Source organism: Pseudomonas sp. Sample_16, from assembly GCF_004307665.1.
GTDB lineage: Bacteria > Pseudomonadota > Gammaproteobacteria > Pseudomonadales > Pseudomonadaceae > Aquipseudomonas.
The window spans coordinates 3,039-22,848 of the sequence record NZ_RCOB01000158.1; the positions used below are offsets into that span (position 1 = coordinate 3,039).

15 protein-coding genes are annotated in these 19,810 nt (G+C 60.3%); 8 read left to right on the top strand and 7 right to left on the bottom strand.

Annotation, left to right across the window (positions count from 1 at the left end; genetic code table 11):
- A partial coding sequence (locus D8U69_RS29835) for a retention module-containing protein (protein WP_241668677.1) occupies positions 1 to 3,378 on the bottom strand: 3,378 nt, incomplete at its 3' end.
- 590 nt (positions 3,379 to 3,968) lie between these two features.
- Between D8U69_RS29835 and D8U69_RS20645 the strand changes: the two genes are divergently transcribed.
- From D8U69_RS20645 to D8U69_RS20655, 3 genes are all read left to right on the top strand, one after another.
- A complete protein-coding gene (locus D8U69_RS20645; RefSeq protein ID WP_056853075.1) occupies positions 3,969 to 5,327 on the top strand; it encodes a TolC family outer membrane protein in 1,359 nt (452 codons plus the stop codon).
- A gap of 133 nt (positions 5,328 to 5,460) precedes the next feature.
- On the top strand, positions 5,461 to 7,620 hold the full coding sequence (locus tag D8U69_RS20650; protein WP_130908024.1) for a type I secretion system permease/ATPase: 2,160 nt from the start codon (positions 5,461 to 5,463) through the stop codon (positions 7,618 to 7,620).
- A 182-nt stretch (positions 7,621 to 7,802) separates the two neighbouring features.
- Positions 7,803 to 9,167, top strand: coding sequence for an HlyD family type I secretion periplasmic adaptor subunit (locus D8U69_RS20655; RefSeq protein WP_056853077.1), 1,365 nt, complete (start codon positions 7,803 to 7,805; stop codon positions 9,165 to 9,167).
- Positions 9,168 to 9,308: 141 nt separating this feature from the next.
- Here the strand turns inward: D8U69_RS20655 and D8U69_RS20660 are convergent, their stop codons facing one another.
- Both D8U69_RS20660 and D8U69_RS20665 read right to left on the bottom strand, forming a co-directional pair.
- Complete coding sequence (locus tag D8U69_RS20660) at positions 9,309 to 9,902, bottom strand: DTW domain-containing protein (protein ID WP_056853078.1); 594 nt, start codon at positions 9,900 to 9,902, stop codon at positions 9,309 to 9,311.
- 5 nt (positions 9,903 to 9,907) lie between these two features.
- Positions 9,908 to 10,801 carry a LysR family transcriptional regulator gene (locus D8U69_RS20665; protein ID WP_056853079.1) on the bottom strand — a complete coding sequence of 298 codons (894 nt, stop codon included), beginning with the start codon at positions 10,799 to 10,801 and terminating at the stop codon, positions 9,908 to 9,910.
- A 333-nt stretch (positions 10,802 to 11,134) separates the two neighbouring features.
- On the opposite strand from D8U69_RS20665, the gene speB reads away from it, so the two are divergent.
- From speB to D8U69_RS20695, 5 genes are all read left to right on the top strand, one after another.
- Complete coding sequence (speB, locus tag D8U69_RS20670) at positions 11,135 to 12,085, top strand: agmatinase (RefSeq protein ID WP_056853080.1); 951 nt, start codon at positions 11,135 to 11,137, stop codon at positions 12,083 to 12,085.
- A gap of 9 nt (positions 12,086 to 12,094) precedes the next feature.
- Positions 12,095 to 12,517 carry a nuclear transport factor 2 family protein gene (locus tag D8U69_RS20675; RefSeq protein ID WP_130908025.1) on the top strand — a complete coding sequence of 141 codons (423 nt, stop codon included), beginning with the start codon at positions 12,095 to 12,097 and terminating at the stop codon, positions 12,515 to 12,517.
- Positions 12,518 to 12,568: 51 nt separating this feature from the next.
- Positions 12,569 to 14,080 carry a cytosine permease gene (locus D8U69_RS20680; protein WP_241667826.1) on the top strand — a complete coding sequence of 504 codons (1,512 nt, stop codon included), beginning with the start codon at positions 12,569 to 12,571 and terminating at the stop codon, positions 14,078 to 14,080.
- A gap of 189 nt (positions 14,081 to 14,269) precedes the next feature.
- Positions 14,270 to 15,649, top strand: coding sequence for a sodium:solute symporter (locus D8U69_RS20690; RefSeq protein ID WP_056853083.1), 1,380 nt, complete (start codon positions 14,270 to 14,272; stop codon positions 15,647 to 15,649).
- 194 nt (positions 15,650 to 15,843) lie between these two features.
- Positions 15,844 to 16,095 carry an acyl carrier protein gene (locus D8U69_RS20695; RefSeq protein WP_130908027.1) on the top strand — a complete coding sequence of 84 codons (252 nt, stop codon included), beginning with the start codon at positions 15,844 to 15,846 and terminating at the stop codon, positions 16,093 to 16,095.
- Positions 16,096 to 16,233: 138 nt separating this feature from the next.
- Here D8U69_RS20695 and D8U69_RS29970 read toward each other — a convergent pair whose 3' ends face one another.
- The 4 genes from D8U69_RS29970 to D8U69_RS20710 form a co-directional block, all read right to left on the bottom strand.
- Positions 16,234 to 16,362 (bottom strand): PA1414 family protein, encoded by a 129-nt coding sequence (locus D8U69_RS29970; protein ID WP_007914492.1) that lies wholly within the window; start codon positions 16,360 to 16,362, stop codon positions 16,234 to 16,236.
- Between the two features lie 139 nt (positions 16,363 to 16,501).
- Positions 16,502 to 17,395 carry a LysR family transcriptional regulator gene (locus D8U69_RS20700; RefSeq protein ID WP_130908028.1) on the bottom strand — a complete coding sequence of 298 codons (894 nt, stop codon included), beginning with the start codon at positions 17,393 to 17,395 and terminating at the stop codon, positions 16,502 to 16,504.
- Positions 17,396 to 17,487: 92 nt separating this feature from the next.
- Complete coding sequence (locus D8U69_RS20705) at positions 17,488 to 18,420, bottom strand: DMT family transporter (RefSeq protein WP_130908029.1); 933 nt, start codon at positions 18,418 to 18,420, stop codon at positions 17,488 to 17,490.
- A 150-nt stretch (positions 18,421 to 18,570) separates the two neighbouring features.
- Positions 18,571 to 19,407 carry a S1-like domain-containing RNA-binding protein gene (locus tag D8U69_RS20710; protein WP_130908030.1) on the bottom strand — a complete coding sequence of 279 codons (837 nt, stop codon included), beginning with the start codon at positions 19,405 to 19,407 and terminating at the stop codon, positions 18,571 to 18,573.
- Positions 19,408 to 19,810 lie beyond the last annotated feature (403 nt).

Consider the following 19,810-nt stretch of genomic DNA (forward strand, 5'->3'; position numbering starts at 1 on the left):
ACCGATAGCCGAGGTCGAGGTATCCGAACCGGCGCGCACGCCGATCACTGCACCGAGGCCATCGGCGCCGCCGATGTCATTGACCAGTACGTTGCCGCTGACGGTGCCCCCTTCTACCACCGAATCCACGTCCGCTTTGGCAGTGGGCACGTCGTCGACGATGTTGACCACGATGGTGCTGGTGACCACATTGCCCAGGGAATCGGTGGCCTGATAGGTGAAGGTTTCGTGGGTGACGTTCGGGCCATCGTTGGCGCTTGGCGTGGTGCTCGGTGGCGAGGTCAGGGTGTAGGTGTAGGTGCCGTTCGGATTGAGCATTATTTGCCCATGAGCCCCGGTCGCACTGCCGACCAGTGCGTAGGTGATCGCACCGACGGCGCCGCTGACCGAACCGACCAAGGTGCCGGACGCGGTTTCACCGGTGTGGCCCGGTTCGCTGCCGGTGACGCTGCCGGCCGCCAGGTCCTGGCCGTCCTTGTTCAGGTCGAGGGCTTTTTCGTAGACGGTGGCGTCGGCGTCGCTGACCGCTTGCAGGCAGCTGTTGTAGACGTCGATGGTGATGGTGGTGGTGCTTTCATCGCCGTCGGCATCGCGCACGGTGTAGGTGAACACATCCACCGCACCGGGGCCGCTCACAGCGTTCGGGTTGCTGTGATAAACCGCGTTGCCGCTGGCGTCGAGGGTCAGGTAGCCGTAGGTGCCGTTGATCTGGCTGTTCAGGCCACCGATAGCCGAGGTCGAGGTATCCGAACCGGCGCGCACGCCGATCACTGCACCGCTGGCGGCCGGGCCGTCGGCGCCGCCAATGTCATTGCTCAGCACATTGCCACTGACGGTGCCGCCCTCCTGCACGGAGTCCGCGTCGGGTTTGGCGCTCGGCAAGTCATCGACGATGTTGACGTTGATCTGCCCCGATGCGGTGCTGCCGTCAGTGTCGGTTGCGATGACGTTGAGGTTCTCGGTGATGCTGTTGGCGCCGTTGGCAGTCGGGTGGGTTTCGTTATCGGCCAGGGTGTAGCTGTAGCTGACCACGCCGGTGGTTGGGTTGTAGCCGGTGATGGTCAGGGTGCTGCCCAACGGAGTGGTGATCGTTTGTGGGAAACCGGCGGCCACGCCACCGCTGACTACGGTAATGCCGCCCACGGTCAGGGTTTGCAGGCCATCGAGAGCGGTGACGGTGAAGGTGCCGCTCTGGGTCAACGCCGATGCGTTGGGGCTGGTGCCGTCGCCGAGGTTTTTCTCGTAGACGATCAGTTCGCCGCCCTCGACGTCGAGGCCGTTGATCGTCACCCCGTCGTCGTTGTTGTGGATGTTCAGCACCAGGTTGGCGGTGCTGCTGTCGCCGTCGGCATCGGTGAGGACGTAGGTGAACGTTTCGGTACCGTTGCCACCGCCATGCAGCGCTTTGAAATCCGCATCGCTGGTGTTCAGGGTGTAGGTGTACGTGCCGTTGGCATTCAGCACCAGGGTGCCGTAGGTTCCGACGAACGTACCGGGGGTGATCGGGCCGCTGTTTTCACCGACCGGCACGCGATCCGCGCCTTGTATATCGTTGGTCAGCACGTTGCCGTTGAGGGTCAGCTGGGTTTCCGACGCCACGCCGTTATCGTCGTCGATGGCTTTGGGCACATCGTCGGTGATGTTGACGTTCAATTCACCGTTGGCGGTGGTGTTGTTGTCATCGACCACCACCACGGCGAACGACTCGGAAAGGCTGTTGGCGCCGTTGGCATTCGGGTGCGTTTCGTTATCGGCCAGGGTGTAGCTGTAGCTCACCACGCCGGTAACCGGGTCGAACCCGGTGATGGTCAGCGTACTGCCCAACGGAGTGACGATCGATTGCGGAAAACCGGCTGCCACACCGCCAGTGACGACGGCGATGCCCCCGACGGTCAGGGTTTGCACACCGTCGAGGGCGGTAATGGTGAAGGTGCCGCTCTGGGTCAACGCCGATGCGTTGGGGCTGGTGCCGTCGCCGAGGTTTTTCTCGTAGACGATCAGTTCGCCGCCCTCGACGTCGAGGCCGTTGATCGTCACCCCGTCGTCGTTGTTGTGGATGTTCAGCACCAGGTTGGCGGTGCTGCTGTCGCCGTCGGCATCGGTGAGGACGTAGGTGAACGTTTCGGTACCGTTGCCACCGCCATGCAGCGCTTTGAAATCCGCATCGCTGGTGTTCAGGGTGTAGGTGTACGTGCCGTTGGCATTCAGCACCAGGGTGCCGTAGGTTCCGACGAACGTACCGGGGGTGATCGGGCCGCTGTTTTCACCGACCGGCACGCGATCCGCGCCTTGTATATCGTTGGTCAGCACGTTGCCGTTGAGGGTCAGCTGGGTTTCCGACGCCACGCCGTTATCGTCGTCGATGGCTTTGGGCACATCGTCGGTGATGTTGACGTCCAGCGACCCGGTAGCGGTGTCGCCATTGCTGTCACCGGCGACCACAGTGAAGTGTTCGCTGAGGGTGGTGCCGTCGCCGCTCGTGTGGGTTTCGCTGCCGTTGAGGGTGTAGCTGTAGCTCACAACGCCAGTGGCCGGGTTGTATCCGGTGATGGTCAGGGTACTACCCAACGCTGTGATGATCGACTGCGGGAAACCGCTGGCTACACCGCCACTGATCACGTTGATCCCGCCGATGCTCAGGCTGCTCAAGCCGTCGGGGGCGTTGATGGTGAACGTACCGTTCTGCGTCAGGGCACTTGGGCTGCTGGCCGAGCCGTTGGAAAGGTTGGCTTCCTTGACGGTCAGCTCACCGCCTTCTACCGACAGGCCGTCGAGGCTGACCGGGTTGTCCGCCACCGGTGGTACCAGCGGGATGACAACCGGAGGAATCCCTGGGGCAACCGGCGTCAGACTGCCATCGTCGGTATCCGTATCGCCTTCGCGGCGACCTTCCGGAAACTCGGGAATGCCATTGAATCCGGCAGTGGGAAAACCGATGATCGGATCGACTCTCCCACCGACCTCCTCCAGCATCACGAAACTGTGCCCGCCTCCCGCCTCACCACCCGGCGCGCCAGTCGATGGTCCCGCCGCGGTGGCTTCCGCGGTTTGCGTCGGGTCGTCACCCGCGGCAATGGCTTTTTGCAGTTGTTCGACATCGCTCAGTTGCGCCTGGCTCGGCGTCACTGCTTCGGCGGTGTCGACGCGGGGGATGTGATTAGTCAATAACTGCGGCGTCAGTTGCAGGCTGCTTCCCCGTCCAAGGGTCAGTTCCTGGCCATTTTGCAAATGCACCGCTACCGCGCCCTCGGCTCCGGTCGACAGTTGATCACCGGCGAACAAGCGGTCGCCCTCGATCAGGACGCGACGCGTGCCGTCGCTTGTCACCGCGAACACCTGCCCGACGACCTTACTGACGATACCGATGAGCGTAGCCATGTGCATTTCCTCCGCTGCCAACCGCTGTCGGCACTTTTTTATTGCGCGGAGCAATGCTTGATGGACGGTTTACCGAGTGCCTGGCGGATCGTCTACCGGCCAGCGGGTTTACCTGAGTAAGCCGCTGCCCTGGCGACGATCTCGCCGGCGTTGCTCACGGTCACGTTTGGTTGCGCAACAAACCCCTTTGCAATCAAAGGCATCGGGAATACATCGCAAATACGCTGCCCTGCGAGCAATGCGTAACGGAGCTGAATCAACCGAGTGACAAAAAACCGTCACACAATTCCGCTACGCCTCCCTCCCCTCCAGCACTTCTCCGCCCTATGTCGATAAGTGGATCGGAACTTTTCACTTGCCCCGATGAGCGCCCTAAAGCTCATAAATCAAGGGCTTTGGTAATGAACAATGTGCTGGATTTTGCGGAGCGCATAAGTTTTTTTCGGCATAGGGCTTATGAGAAAAACTTCTTAGGTTCTCTCCAGAATGTTCTTAGCTCTTCTGTAAAACCCGTGAAACGGTTTACCTATAAATTTCGTCAAATAATTGGCGACTGATTAAGCACCATCAGGACTTCAGGGAGAAGCACCATGCGCCTTTTAACCCCCCTCTGCAGCGCAGTTCTATTGGCCATGGCCTGCACTTCTCAAGCTCACGCCATGTCGCTGACCGAAGCCATCCAGAGCACCATTGCCACTCACCCGGAATTGGCGTCACGAGTGGACAGCCGTCTGTCGGCTGACGAAGACGTGAAAGTCGCGAAGGGGGGCTTTTATCCGTCGGTGGACTTGAATGCCGCATACGGGCGCGGGTACAGCGATAACACCAACACCCGGGCGCTCGGCAAACACCACACGGAAATCCTCAATTACACCCAGTCGGAACTGCGGTTGCGGCAAATGCTTTTCGACGGGTTCAACACTGCCAACGAAGTCGAACGCACCAAAGGCGTAGTCAACTCCCGCGCCTATTACGCCCAGGGCACCGCCCAGGATCTGGCTTTGCGCACCACCGAGGTCTACCTCGAAGTACTCAAGCGCCGTGAGCTGGTGACGCTGGCCAAGAACAACCTGCAGGCACACTTGCGCGTCAACGATCAGATCGGCCTGCGTACCGAGCGCGGGGTCGGCAGCAACGCCGACGCCGACCAGTCCAGTGCCCGTCGGGCATTGGCGGAGAACAACCTCGACACCGCCGAAGTCGACCTGGCCGACGCCGAATCGAACTTCGCCGCCGTCGTTGGGCGCCTGCCCGATGAACTGGAAGCACCGCCCTCGATTCGCGGCGAAGTACCTGCATCCCTGACGGAAGCCCAGCAGAGCATGGTGGAAAACAACCCGTACCTGAAATCAGCCCAGGCCGACGTGCAATCGGCCGAGAGCCAGTACGAAGTCGCCAAGTCGCCGTTCTACCCGCGCTTCGACGCTGAAGCGGCGGTGGGCGCCAACAACAACATCGCCGGTGAAGAAGGCCATGACAACGAATGGCGGGTCGGCGTGGTGATGAACTACAACCTGTTCCGCGGCGGCAGCGACAAGGCGCGCCTGCAATCGGACGCGCACAAGATCAATCAGGCGATGGACATCCGCAACAACGCCCTGCGCCAGCTCAACGAGAACATTCATCTGGCCTGGAACGCCATGGTCAACGCCAAGAAGCAAACCCCGACCGCCCGTGAGTATGCCGATACCAGCAAACGCGTGCGCATGGCCTACCAGGACCAGTTCGGCCTCGGCCAGCGCACCCTGCTCGATCTGCTGGACAGTGAAAACGAGCTCTACAACGCCAACCGCCGCTACACCGAAGTGCGCTACACCGAGGAATATTCGATGTACCGGATACTGGCGAACATGGGCCAGTTGTTGAGCAAACAGCGGGTCGTACTGCCAGCCGATGCCATCGCCCAGACCGAAGTGAAAAGCGAAGCCCGTTTGCCTGATCTCAAATAAACACTCCTGCAGGAGCTGCCTCAGGCTGCGATCTTTTGATTTGAACTGTTCAAGATCGCAGCCTGCGGTAACGCTTGCAGGGGGACGTGCAGAAACCGTTACCCATTGATGTAGCGCAACCGGAGCGATCACATTGACCAGCATGGAACCTGGCAACACAGGCGTTGATCCGCGCCTGAGCTTCGATGACCCGCTTCTGGACGGTCTGCTGATCCTCTGCAAACTCCATGGCGCGACGGTCAGTCGCGCCAGCCTGAGTGCCGGGCTGCCAATGGCACACCAACGCCTGAGCCTGGACCTGCTGCCTCGCGCAGCGGCCCGGGCCGGATTGCAGGCACGCCTGCTACGTCGCGAGCTCAAAGACATTTCTCCACTCAACCTTCCCGTGATGCTCCTGCTCAGCCATGGACGCACCGCTGTCCTGCGCCGTTACGGCGAAGACGGTCGGGTGCTGATCCTGCCCAGTGAAGCCGACGGTGGCGAACAGTGGATCAGCCCGCAAGAGCTGGCCGAACACTACAGCGGCCAGGCCCTGTTCGCCCGGCCACGGCATGAACTCGAAGACCTGCGCTCGCCCTTGGTGCCCCGCGTACAGGCGTGGTTCAGAGACACGCTGAAACTGTCGAAATGGCTGTACAGCGATGCAATCCTCGCCAGCTTCCTGATCAACCTGTTGGGTTTGATGGTGCCGCTGTTCGTGATGCAGACCTACGATCGCGTAGTGCCGAACCAGGCCACCTCGACCTTGTGGGTCCTGTCGATCGGCCTGCTGATCGGCACCGGTTTCGAGCTGGTGCTGCGGGTGGTACGCGCGCACTTGCTGGACACCGCCGGCAAGAAGACCGATGTGATTCTTTCGGCGACCCTGTTCGAACGCATAACCGGCATGGCGATGAAAGCGCGGCCTGCGACCATTGGCGGATTCGCCCAAAGCATTCATGACTTCCAGGGTTTGCGGGAATTTCTCACGGCGGTGACCCTGACCAGCCTGATCGACCTGCCCTTTGCGTTGCTGATGCTGGTGGTGATCGGCCTGCTCGGCGGCTGGCTGGTGGTGATTCCGGTGTTGGCGTTTCCGATCACGATCATCTTCGCCATGATCATTCAGGCTCGCCTGCGCGACACCGTGCAAAAAAGCTTGAGCCTCGGCGCCGAACGCCAGGCGCTGCTGATCGAAACCCTCGGCGGCCTGGAAACTCTCAAGGCCTGCAGCGCCGAAAGCGAGCGCCAGCACAAATGGGAAAGCACCCACGGCGCCCTCACTCGCCTGGACAGCCATGCGCGCAACCTCTCGGCGCTGGCCACCAACGGCACGTTGTTCATCCAGCAGTTTTCCGGCATGGCGACCATCGTTGCCGGGGTTTACAGCATCATCGCCGGTAACCTCAGCGTTGGCGCACTGGTGGCGACGTACATGCTCGGCAGTCGCGTGCTGGCACCGCTGGGACAGATCGCCGGGCTGATCACCCGCTACCAGCAAGCACAGTTGACCATGAAGAGTACCGACGCCCTGATGTCGCTACCCCAGGAGCGCGATGCCCGGCAGCGGCCGCTTGAACGCACGCAACTACGAGGTGCACTGGATGTGGTCGGTGTGACCTTCCACTACAACGGCCAGGCCGCCCCGGCGCTGGCCAACATCAGCTTCAGCGTCAAACCCGGTGAACGCATCGGCATCATTGGCCGCAGTGGCTCGGGCAAAAGCACGCTGGGGCGCCTGGTGATGGGGTTCTATGAGCCGGAAGAAGGCCAGCTCCTGCTCGATGGCCTGGACTTGCGGCAACTGGACGTCGCCGACCTGCGCCATCAGATCGGCTATGTCGCCCATGACTTGCCGTTGCTGGCCGGCAGCCTGCGCGACAACCTGACACTCGGCGCACGCTACATCAGCGACGCTCGCATGCTTGAAGTCGCCGAGCTCACCGGCGTCACCGAACTGGCCCGGCAACACCCGCAAGGCTTCGACCGGCCCGTCGGCGAGCGTGGGCAATTGCTCTCCGGTGGTCAACGCCAGGCTGTGTTGCTGGCCCGGGCGCTTCTGCTCGACCCGCCGATCATGTTGCTCGATGAGCCGACCAGCGCCATGGACAACAGCAGCGAGGATGTACTGCGGCAAAAACTCCACGGCTGGGTGCAGGGCAAAACCGTGCTGCTGGTCACGCACCGCACCTCGATGCTCAGCCTGGTGGATCGGCTGGTGGTGCTCGACAACGGGCGAATCGTTGCCGACGGACCGAAAGAAGCGGTCATCGATGCATTGCGCAAGGGCCGCGTCGGCTCGGCGGCTGTCTAGATGCGAATACACAACCTGTGGCGAGGGAGCTTGCTCCCGCTGGGTTGCGAAGCAGCCGCCTGGTTGTGTCACCTGGATCGCGTCAGCAGTTTTTGCGACGGCTTCGCCCGCCGGACGGGAGCAAGCTCCCTCGCCACAGGGTTGTGTTCGGCACTATTTCTCTTAACTGACGGGTATCGCCCATGTCTGCTCAAACGCCAGATTCAGCGCCCCGAGGCTACTTCAACAGCTTCGGCAAAAGCGCCGAAGTCGAGTTCATGCCGGAAACCGCCGGCGCTTCGTTGCAGGACTCGCCGCGCTGGTCGCGGGTGACCGTGTGGCTGGCCGCCGCGTTGCTGATCAGTGCGCTGGTCTGGGCCAAGTTCGCCGTGTTGCAGGAAGTCACCATGGGCGAAGGCAAGGCGATTCCGTCAAGCAAAGTCCAGGTCATCCAGAACCTCGAGGGCGGCATCGTCAGTGAAATCTTCGTGCGTGAAGGGCAAATGGTCAGCAAGGGCGATACCTTATTGCGCCTCGACGACACGCGCTACCTGTCGAACAAGGGTGAAAGCGAGGCCGATCGCTATGCCCTGACCGCGCAAGTCGAGCGGCTGTCGGCTGAAGCGGAAGGCCGGCCTTTCAAGCTGTCGGAGGAAGTGATTGCCAAGGCGCCGCAAGTGGCCGAGGACGAACGCTCGTTGTACGAACAACGACAACGCCGACTGGCCAGCGAGCAACGCACCCTGACCGAACAACTTCGGCAAAAAACCCAGGAGCTGGCAGAGTTCCGCTCGAAAGCCGGGCAATACAGTTCAAGCCTGGCGCTGGTCAATCAAGAGATGAACATGTCCGAGCCACTGGTGAAAACCGGTGCCGTATCGCCGGTGGAGATTCTGCGGCTCAAGCGCAGCGCCGTGGAAATCCGTGGCTCGCTGAACGCCACGACGCTGGCGATACCTCGCGCTGAGTCAGCGATCGCCGAGATCCGCAGCAAGATCGACGAGTCGGAACAATCCTTCCGTTCGGATGCGGCCAAGGAGCTCAACGAGAAACGCACCGACCTGTCGAAAATCACCGCATCGAGCATCGCCATCGACGACCGCGTGACCCGCACCACAGTGACCTCGCCGGTCAAAGGCATCATCAAGGTTTTGAAGGTCAACACCATCGGCGGCGTGGTCCAGCCAGGCAGCGACATGGTGGAAATCGTGCCACTGGAAGACAACCTGTTGATCGAAGCCAAGGTCCGGCCTCAAGACGTTGCGTTCCTGCATCCTGGCCAGAAAGCCATGGTCAAGTTCACCGCTTACGACTACACGATCTACGGTGGCCTGAGCGCTAAACTGGAGTTGATCGGCGCCGACACCATCACCGATGACAAGGGCAACAGCTTCTATCTGATCCAGGTGCGTACCGATAAAAACCATCTGGGCGGGGACGCCAAGCCATTGCTGATCATTCCGGGGATGGTGGCGACTGTGGACATCATTACCGGGGAAAAGACAGTGCTGGATTATCTGCTTAAGCCGGTGCTCAAGGCCCGCACCGAGGCGATGCGGGAAAGATAGTCCTGAATCCTTCCTGTGGCGAGGGAGCTTGCTCCCGCTGGGCTGCGAAGCAGCCCCAAGTGGTGTGTCCGGTCTATCGAATTCGCTGGTTTGGGGCGCGCTTCGCACTCCAGCGGGAGCTTGCTCCCTCGCCACAACGGGTCATCCGCCATGATTGCGCTGGTAAACCTCCTCCCCCATCGCCGCAATCTGCCCCTCGATCAACGCCTCGAACGGTTTCAGCAAAGGCGCAAACGAGGCCGGTGCCTCCAGGGTTTCCAGCGCCTGCACAATCGCTTCCACCGTCGACAACGCTCCCGGCCCCGGCGCCTTGCGCAGTCGATAGCGCGACACGCCACCCTCGGCCAGCGTCACTCTGGGCAACGCGGCCAGCAACGGATTGAGATGCAGCATTTTGCGCGCCTTACGCCAGGTACCATCCGGGACCACCAGCAGCAACGGCTCGTCAGACGCGGCATACGTCTGCAGCGGCTGTGCATCCTCACCGGGAAACAACAACCGCGCCCGATACCCTGGCTGATGCAACAGCGCCGGCAAATCCGCAAACACCTCACCGACGATCAACTCGGCATTCTGCAACCCGAGTGCCGCCAGACGTGCGGTGTTCAACGCATGATTCACTTCACTCGGATGCTGTAACAACAGCACCCGGGTGCGGCTGTCGAGACTCGGGATCAGCGGACACAAGCAATGACTTTGCGGGCGCAGACAACGCGGACATTGAATTCTGGACATGCTCTTCAGGCCTGATTGAGTTGTGCTTTGAGCAGATCGCGGAAGGTCTGGATCAACGGCTCGCGGCTGCGTCCCCGGCGCATGATCATGGAAAACGGTGCCTGATAACCGAAGGTCGCCGGCAGCAGCACACGCAAATCACCCTTGTCGGCCCAGGCCTGGGCGTAGTGCTCCGGCAGGTAACCGATGTAGGCGCCGGACAACACCAGAATCAGCTGCGCCTCCATACTTTCCACCGTCGCGGCGCTGTGCTTGAAACCGTGGCGGGCCAGTTCCGCCTGGCTCCAGTAGCCACGACCGACCATGCGCTGCTGGGTAATGACCTGCTCGGGAATGCGCCGCTCGTTGAACAGCGGATGCCGCGAACTGCAATACAGCCAGTGCTGTTCGCGGTACAACGGCATGTACACCAGACCGCTCATGCGCGTGGAGAATGCGCCGATGGCCAGGTCAAGACGGTTGTCCTGCACGCCGAGCTGCAACTCATAAGGGCTCATGACCGAAAGGTGCAAGTGCACCGCCGGGTGTTCCTGACTGTAGGCGCCAATGGCTTCAGCGAACGGCAAGGCCTTGTCGCTGACCGTGGAGTCGATCACCCCCAGGTTGAGCGTACCTCGCAATTCGCCCTTGAGCGCGGCGGCGTATTGCTCGAAACCTTCCAGCTCGCCCAGCAGGCGCAGGGTTTCCTGATGGAACAACTCACCCTTGCTGGTCAGGCTGAACCCGCCACGGCCGCGATGGCAAAGCACCAGGCCCAGCGCCGATTCGAGCTGGCTCATGTAAGTGCTGATAGCCGATGTCGATAGATTGAGCTCCTGCTGGGCGTTGGCGAACCCTTGATGACGCACGACGCTGACGAAGATGCGCAAAAGTTTCAGGTCGGGTAAAGCGTTGGCCATGGGCACTCCTGCTCTTGTGGCGAGGGAGCTTGCTCCCGCTCGGCTGCGCAGCAGTCGTAAACCTGCTCATGTGGTTTGTCTGCCGGACTTGGGTGAATGGTTTGGGGGTGCTTCGCCCCCCAGCGGGAGCAAGCTCCCTCGCCACGGGGTTCTGTAGACCGCCTCAAGTCTATCTCCCTCCCCGCCATTAGTTTAGAAAAATCTGAACTAAGTATTTGCCCGTAGCGATTCTTCCCGACCACTACATTTCGCAGAATCGGCCCACAACGGTGCCCGTACCTTCCGTGAACGGCGCAACCCAATAAATAAAACAACGACGATGAGGCCCTACCCGTGGACAAGATTCTTCACCAACCACTGGGCGGCAACGAAATGCCGCGCTTCGGCGGCATCGCCACCATGCTCCGACTCCCCCATGTACCGACTGCTGCCGGCCTCGACGCGGCCTTCGTTGGCGTGCCGCTGGACATCGGTACTTCGCTGCGCCCCGGTACCCGCTTCGGACCACGTGACATCCGCGCCGAATCGGTGATGATCCGCCCGTACAACATGGCCACCGGTGCTGCACCGTTCGATTCGCTGTCGGTTGCCGATATCGGCGACGTGGCGATCAACACCTTCAACCTGCTGGATGCCGTGCGGATCATCGAAGAGTCCTACGACAACATCCTCGAACACGACGTGATCCCGCTGACCCTCGGCGGCGACCACACCATCACCCTGCCGATCCTGCGTGCCATCCATAAAAAGCACGGCAAGGTCGGCCTGGTGCACATCGACGCCCACGCCGATGTCAACGATCACATGTTCGGCGAGAAAATCGCCCACGGCACCACCTTCCGCCGCGCCGTCGAAGAAGGCTTGATTGACCCGGACCGCGTTGTACAAATCGGTCTGCGCGCCCAGGGCTACACCGCTGACGACTTCAACTGGAGCCGTAACCAGGGCTTCCGTGTGGTCCAGGCCGAAGAGTGCTGGCACAAATCCCTGGCGCCATTGATGGCCGAAGTCCGCGAGAAAGTCGGCGGTGGTCCGGTGTACCTGAGCTTCGACATCGACGGCATCGACCCGGCTTGGGCACCCGGCACCGGTACCCCGGAAATCGGCGGTCTGACGACCATTCAGGCGATCGAGATCGTTCGCGGCTGCCAAGGCCTCGACCTGATCGGTTGCGATCTGGTAGAAGTCTCGCCCGCTTACGACACCACCGGCAACACCTCGCTGCTGGCCGCCAACCTGCTGTACGAAATGCTCTGCGTACTGCCTGGCGTGGTCCATCGCTGAGGATCGGTCATGAACGAACGTGATCAGGTTTTGAACGCGGCGGCCGATCTGATCGCCGCCTTCGCCCGTAACGATCGAGAAGCCTACTTCGGTGCGTTCAGCGCCGATGCCAGCTTTGTTTTCTACACCCTCGGCCAGCCGCTGCTGTCGCGCGATGCCTACCAGGCGTTGTGGGACAGCTGGCGTGCCGAGGATGGCTTCGAGGTGCTGTCGTGCACGTCGAGCAACGCCTTCGTCAGCCTGCAGGGTGACGTGGCGATTTTCATTCATGACGTTGCCACCGAGCTGCGCATGCAAGGGGAGCAACACTTCAGCCAGGAGCGCGAGACGATTGTTTTCAAGAAACAAGCGTCTGGCCAAGAACAACAAGGCCTATGGCTGGCCTGTCACGAACATTTGTCCGCAATGCCGGAAGGGCTGCCACCCCCTTAGCCAAACAGGTGACGCTCACACACGATGAGCGCGCCTTTATGATCGGAGCAGATCATGAATAACAACAACAAAGAAAAAAGCCTTAGCATCGAAACAAACGGGGTCGAACAGATTCCGGACAATGAGCGCACCGCCCGGCCCAGCGACCTGTTTCGCTTGATCTTCGGCGGCGCCAACACCTTTGCCACCGCCGTGCTCGGCAGTTTCCCGGTTCTGTTCGGCCTGTCTTTCCAGGCGGGCGTCTGGGCGATTGTGCTGGGCGTCGCGCTCGGTGCGCTGATCCTGGCGCCGATGGGCCTGTTCGGTCCGATCAACGGCACCAACAACGCGGTGTCTTCCGGTGCACACTTCGGCGTGCACGGGCGGATCGTCGGCTCCTTCCTGTCCCTGTTGACCGCTATCGCGTTCTTCTCGCTCTCCGTCTGGAGTTCGGGGGACGCATTGGTGGGCGGCGCGAAACGCCTGGTCGACCTGCCGGAAACCGACTTGACCCTGGGCCTGGCCTACGGTCTGTTCGCGCTGCTGGTGCTGACAGTGTGCATCTACGGTTTCCGTTTCATGTTGTGGGTCAACCGCATCGCGGTGTGGGCGGCGAGCCTGTTGTTCCTGCTGGGCATCTTCGCGTTCGCCCCGGCGTTCGACAGTCAGTACGCCGGTACCGTGGCCATGGGTCAGGCTGGTTTCTGGGCAGCGTTCATCGGCGCAGCACTGGTTGCCATGAGCAATCCGATTTCCTTCGGTGCGTTCCTCGGCGACTGGTCGCGCTACATCCCGCGTGAAACGCCGAAAGGCCGGATCATGCTCGCGGTGATCGCCGCGCAACTGGCGACGCTGATTCCGTTCCTGTTCGGCCTCGCCACCGCGACGATCGTGGCGATCAAGGCACCGGACTACATTGCGGCCAACAATTATGTCGGCGGGCTGTTGGCGGTTTCGCCCACCTGGTTCTTCCTGCCGGTGTGTTTGATTGCGGTGATCGGCGGCATGTCCACCGGCACCACGTCGCTTTATGGCACCGGGCTGGACATGTCCAGCGTGTTCCCACGGGTGTTGTCGCGGGTCAAGGCCACGCTGCTGATCGGTGTGATGTCGATTGCCTTCATCTTCATCGGTCGCTTCGCGGCGAACCTGGTGCAGAGCGTGTCGACTTTCGCCGTACTGATCATCACCTGCACCACGCCATGGATGGTGATCATGATCATCGGCCTGGTGACGCGTCGCGGTTTCTACTGCCCGGATGACCTGCAAGTGTTCACCCGTGGCGAGAAAGGTGGCCGCTACTGGTTCACCCACGGCTGGAACTGGCGTGGCATGGGCGCCTGGATCCCGAGCGCGGCCGTCGGCCTGTGCTTCGTCAACCTGCCGGGGCAGTTTGTCGGTCCGCTGGGCAACCTGGCCGATGGCATCGACATCAGCCTGCCGGTGACACTGGGCCTGGCCTCGGTGGTGTACCTGATGTTGCTCAAGATGTTCCCGGAAGCGCACGCGGTGTTCGGCCCGAACGATTCACGCAGCAAGAGCACGGACCCGCTCGTTAAACCGGCGATGCGGCAAGTCGCCTGAAAAAAAACGCACGAACCTGTGGACAACGCATGACCTGTAGGAGCGACGCTTGCCCGCGAAGATCGATGACGCGGTCAGGCTGACTCACCGCGGCACCCCATTCGCGGGCAAGCCACGCTCCTACAGGAATACATTCACAGGAATTGATTTTCAGCCTCACATAAAAAAGACAATCGGAGACACGCCATCATGGCTTTGGATTTATTCGTCGTACTCATCTACGCCGCCGCGATGCTGATACTCGGCTACTACGGCATGCGCAAGGCCAAGACCAACGAAGATTTTTTGGTTGCCGGTCGCAATCTCGGCCCTAGCCTGTACATGGGCACCATGGCAGCCACCGTCCTGGGCGGCGCGTCCACCGTGGGCACCGTGCGTCTGGGCTACGTGCATGGCATCTCCGGTTTCTGGCTGTGCGCAGCCCTGGGTTGCGGGATCGTGGCGTTGAACCTGTTCCTCGCCAAGCCGCTGCTGAAACTGAAGATCTACACCGTTACCCAGGTGCTGGAAAAACGCTACAACCCGATGGCCCGCTCGGCGAGCGCGGTGATCATGCTGGCCTATGCCCTGATGATCGGCGTGACCTCGATCCTGGCGATCGGCACCGTACTGCAAGTGCTGTTCGGGTTGCCGTTCTGGATTTCGGTAGTGCTCGGTGGTGGTGTGGTAGTGGTTTACTCGGCCATCGGCGGCATGTGGTCGCTGACCCTGACCGACATCGTCCAGTTCGTGATCAAGACCGTTGGCCTGATGTTCATCCTGTTGCCGATCTGCCTGTACCGCGTCGGTGGTTGGGATGAGTTGGTGTTGAAACTGCCGGCGGCGAGCTTCAGCTTCACCACCATTGGTTGGGACACCATCATCACCTACTTCATGATCTACTTCTTCGGCATCCTGATCGGTCAGGACATCTGGCAGCGGGTGTTCACCGTCAAGACCGCCAAAGTCGCTCAGGTTGCCGGCACCGCTGCCGGTATCTACTGCATCCTCTACGGCCTGGCCTGCGCCTTGATCGGCATGGCTGCACACGTACTGATTCCGGATCTAGACAACGTCAACAACGCCTTCGCCGCCATCGTGAAACTGTCCTTGCCGGACGGTATCCGCGGCCTGGTAATCGCTGCAGCACTCGCGGCCATGATGTCCACCGCCAGCGCCGGCCTGCTCGCCGCTGCCACCACCCTGACCGAAGACCTGCTGCCGAAACTGCGTGGCGGTAAGCAATCGAGCCTGGGCCTCAACCGCCTGGTCACCATGCTCACCGGTATCGTGGTACTCGGGATCGCCCTGGTGGTGAACGACGTGATCAGCGCCCTGACCCTGGCCTACAACTTGTTGGTAGGTGGCATGCTGATCCCATTGATCGGTGCGATTTTCTGGAAACGCGCTACCACCGCCGGCGCCATCGCCAGCATGGGCCTGGGCTTCGTCACTGCGCTGGTGTTCATGGTCAAGGACGGTCTGGATGCCAACACCCCGATCTACTACAGCCTGGCTGTTGGCCTGGTGAGCTTCGTCGTGGTCAGCCTGCTGTCCCGTCGTCCGGTGACACTGGCCAGCGCTGCCTAAGCTGAACACAACGAATTGATGTTTTCTTCGACGGGTGTGGCGTCGGTTGCCTCACCCGTTTTTTTTCGCCTGGAGAAAATGTCGTATGCAGAGCCACGTGATTGACGAGTGGTAACACCAGCATGGCGCAAGCCTGCTGTACTCAATACCAGGAACCCATCCAGCAGGGACGACAATCGATTTGGCGTGTCCCCATGAACAAAGCAGCCGTGCGTGCCGCCGTGCATCAATTCATCAGCCGCTTGCTGGAAGGCCGGGATGACTTCGACGACAACGCCAGTCTGGCGCAGTTGGGATTGGATAAAGCGGATATCGAAGATTTGATCTTCCATCTGGAAGATAAATTCGGTTTGACGGCTTTTACCGCCGAAGAAGACACGATGCTAAAGACCGCCAGAACGGCAAATGACCTGAGTCGGTTTTTAATTGAGATCGGGCGGCATTGACAGCCTGATCACCGCCCTATGCCTTGTACGCGCACCTGTAGCAGCGAAACTGCTCGCAAAAAACTCCAAGCGCCACGTACTTTCAGGCAGCCGACAGCATTGTCAACGTCCACTGCGAGCGTGCTCGCTCCTGCAGGACTACCGGCGGCGCTGCTGGCGTCGACGCTGTTCGTCGTCCGTACGGATGGGCACAGGTTGCAGAGGCGGTTCGATCAGACCGAGTGCGACACCCAGGTCGTGCAGCCAATTTTGGATTTTCTCTTTCATGATGCCCCCTTCAGGGTAGTGCCGAGCGGCCAAAATTCTGTAGCCCCTTCGCACTGATAATAGTCCGAAGTCCTGAGCAATGCTCGCCCAAAGTGGCAATGATCTGTTACTGAATGGATCACAATCGAGCGCCATTAAATCATGCAATCGCCCGGGCCTGGCTTTGCGCCGACGGATAGACCGCTTGCTGTTCCTCGATCCACGCATTCAGGTTGGCCCCCACCATGCCCTTGCGCCACATCAGCCATGTGGTTGCGCTGGCAAAAGGCTCGGGGAGCGGGTGCACCGCTACGCTTTCACGCCCCGGCAGGCTGGCCAGCATCGACTCCGACATCAATGCCACGCCGGAGCCGGCAATCACGCACGCGAGCATCCCCGGGTAGGACTCGATTTCCATCGCCCGGCCCATGGCCGCGTGATCGTGAGAGAACCAGGACTCCAGGCGCATCCGATAAGAGCACCCTTGGCGAAAGGTGAATACCGAACGCCCTTCCACGTCACGCGCGCTACGCACCGGCGGGTGGTCGGCTTCGCTGATCAGCACCAGTCGTTCCTCACACAACAGCACGCCGTCGATCACTGCCAACTCTGGCGGCCCATCCACAAGTGCCGCATCGAGGCGGCCGGTGAGCAAACCTTCCAGCAGCTCACCGCTGGGTCCGGACTGCACTTGCAGGTTCACCGCCGGGTAGCGCCGGTGATAGCGGGCCAGCAACGCCGGCAGATGAATCGCAGCAGTGCTGTACATGGTGCCGAGAACGAAGTCGCCGGCCGGTTGACCGCCCTGCACCGCTGTATGGGCTTCGTCGTGCAAGGCGAACAACCTGGCGGTGTAGTCCAGCAGGACTTTTCCCGCAGGCGACAACTGCAGCCGCTGACGCTCGCGTACGAACAATTCAACGCCGAGTTGTTCTTCGAGCTGCTTGAGTCGTGTCGACAGGTTGGATGGCACCCGGTGCAGGCGTTCGGCGGCACGGGTGATGGAGGCTTCCTCCGCCACCGCCTGGAAGATCCGCAACTGACTGAATTCCACACCTTTCTCCAAAAATGAACAACTCAGCCACTATTGTTCATCCATGAAGAAAGTCAATCAATCCCGGCCTGACGGTTGCCTGTCTTCTTCGCTCAGCTTTGACCCAGCACCCTGCGCAGTCGGCGGCGAACCCACTGCTCAGCGCTGACGAAGGTGATGCCCAACAACACCAGGACCGCGCCAATCACGAAGTTCAGGCTCAGCTCTTCGCCCAAGAGCAACACGCCGAACGTGACACCGAACAGCGGCGTCATGAACGAAAACACCGCCAGGTTTGCCGCCAGATAACGGCGCAGCAGCCAGAACCAGATCAGATAGCTGAAGAACGACACCACCACACCTTGGAACAGCACGCTGGTGACCGCCACGGTAGTCAGGCTGACATGGGTGATTTGACCGCTGAGCAGCGCGATCAAAAGCAGGCCGACAAACCCGACTACCAATTGATAGAACAACGTCAGTGTCACGGGCGCCTCAGACAGCCGCGAAGCCCTCACCACTACTGTCGTCGCGCCCCAGGCCGCACCGGCCAGTACGCCCAGCGCGTCACCGAGCAGCATGCGGCGATCGAGGTTATCCCACGAAACCCCACCGGCAAACGCGGTGCCGATCCCGATGAATGCCAGAATAATCCCCAGCCATTGCACCGGCCGTAAACGCTCACTGGGCAATAACCAATGCACGCCCAACGCCGTGAAGATCGGCGCGGTATAAAGAAACACCGACATGTGCGCTGCAGTGGTCAGTTGCAGGCCTTCCGAGATGAAGAAAAACTCCAGGCCAAACAAGGCACCGGCCAACAGCCCGCCGCGCCACGTGGAGCCGACCTGGTCCCAACCGCCCTTCCAGCAGATCAACAGTCCTACGAGCAATGCAGACATGCCCGACCGCCCTGCCGCCTGCATGACCGGCGCGATGTCGGGTGCCGCCCACTTGATCATCACCTGCTGAACACCCCAGACCAGGCACAACCCCAGCATCACCTGCAGGGCAAATCCATCGGCGCTGCGCCGGGTGGCGCTCACCTTGAAACCTCGACATCACAAAACATGGCGGTGGCTCGACAGTTAAAGCAAAGCCCCGGCCTGCTTGTTGGCCAAGCGGTGCCGGGGCGGATTTCAGGCTGTAGGGTGACCTCGCAGGCAACACCCTGAAGTGTTGACTACAAGCAGCAATCAGCTCAGCTCAATACGATCGGCATGAATGACGATCTGGCCGTTCTTGTACAACGCACCAATGGCCTTCTTGAAGTTGCCTTTGCTGACACCGAACATGCTGCTGATAACGGTTGGGTCGCTTTTGTCGCTGACTGGCAAAGTGCCGTTGTTCTCACGCAACTTGGCGAGGATCTTCGAGTTCAGGCTGGTCGCCGCTTCCTGGCCAACCGGTTGCAGGCTCAGACTGATCTTGCCATCGGCACGAACTTCCTTGATGAAGCCCTTCTCTTCTTTGCCGGCGCGCATGAACTTGAAGATTTCGTTCTTGTGGATCAGGCCCCAGTGCTTGTTGTTGATGATTGCCTTGAAGCCCATGTCCGTGGCTTCGGCAACCAGCAGATCAACTTCCTGGCCGGGCGTGTAGTTGGCCGGAGTTTTGTCCAGGTAGCGGTCCAGACGCGCCGTCGCGGTGATGCGGCGAGTGTGCTTGTCGAGATAGACGTGCACCACGGCGTATTCACCCGCTGACATCTGACGCTTTTCTTCCGAGTACGGCAGCAACAGATCCTTCGGCAAGCCCCAATCCAGGAACACCCCAATGCTGTTGACTTCAACAACTTTCAAACTGGCGAATTCACCGACTTGAACTTTCGGCTTTTCAGTTGTTGCGATGAGTTTGTCATCGCTGTCCAAATATACAAATACGTTGAGCCAGTCTTCATCTTCGCTTGGAACATCTTTTGGAATATAACGATTCGGCAAAAGAATTTCGCCGTCCGCACCACCGTCCAGATATAAACCGAAGTTAGTGTGTTTAACCACTTGCAAACTGTTGTAACGCCCGACTAAAGCCATGTCCAATACCCTCATTACGTGGCGGCATTCTACCCGGTTTTGCGGGCCGCGTTCGGTGGGCGGTCGGGTGGTGGGAGAAAAACCTCTGAAGGCCGCAATTTTTCTGGGTTCGGCCACGACCGCTGGCCGCTCGTCTGATCGATCTGCCCACTTTCATGCGCCCCAAGCAGAGCATAAAACGCTTTTTTCGAGAGTTGTTTTTATTTAAAACAGCGACTTAGGAAAAAACTCCAACAATTAACCGCCGTTTATTTTTCCTGTACATCGAATGCTTCAGGGGATATTTGCCAAGCAAATTGCAGGCATTTCCTGTACGATGCCTGGCCAAGTTAATTTTCTACAGGTTAATGGCCGCCATGCGCGTAAAAGCATCCAACAGCAAAGCAAAGCCAGCTCCAGCCGT

Excerpts from the sequence above, each read along its gene's own strand:
- D8U69_RS20690 (WP_056853083.1), top strand. The coding sequence starts at position 14,270 with ATGGCTTTGGATTTATTCGTCGTACTCATCTACGCCGCCGCGATGCTG.
- D8U69_RS20675 (WP_130908025.1), top strand. The coding sequence starts at position 12,095 with ATGAACGAACGTGATCAGGTTTTGAACGCGGCGGCCGATCTGATCGCC.
- D8U69_RS29970 (WP_007914492.1), bottom strand. The coding sequence starts at position 16,362 with ATGAAAGAGAAAATCCAAAATTGGCTGCACGACCTGGGTGTCGCACTC.
- D8U69_RS20695 (WP_130908027.1), top strand. The coding sequence starts at position 15,844 with ATGAACAAAGCAGCCGTGCGTGCCGCCGTGCATCAATTCATCAGCCGC.
- D8U69_RS20645 (WP_056853075.1), top strand. The coding sequence starts at position 3,969 with ATGCGCCTTTTAACCCCCCTCTGCAGCGCAGTTCTATTGGCCATGGCC.
- D8U69_RS20655 (WP_056853077.1), top strand. The coding sequence starts at position 7,803 with ATGTCTGCTCAAACGCCAGATTCAGCGCCCCGAGGCTACTTCAACAGC.
- D8U69_RS20660 (WP_056853078.1), bottom strand. The coding sequence starts at position 9,902 with ATGTCCAGAATTCAATGTCCGCGTTGTCTGCGCCCGCAAAGTCATTGC.
- D8U69_RS20665 (WP_056853079.1), bottom strand. The coding sequence starts at position 10,801 with ATGGCCAACGCTTTACCCGACCTGAAACTTTTGCGCATCTTCGTCAGC.
- D8U69_RS20710 (WP_130908030.1), bottom strand. The coding sequence starts at position 19,407 with ATGGCTTTAGTCGGGCGTTACAACAGTTTGCAAGTGGTTAAACACACT.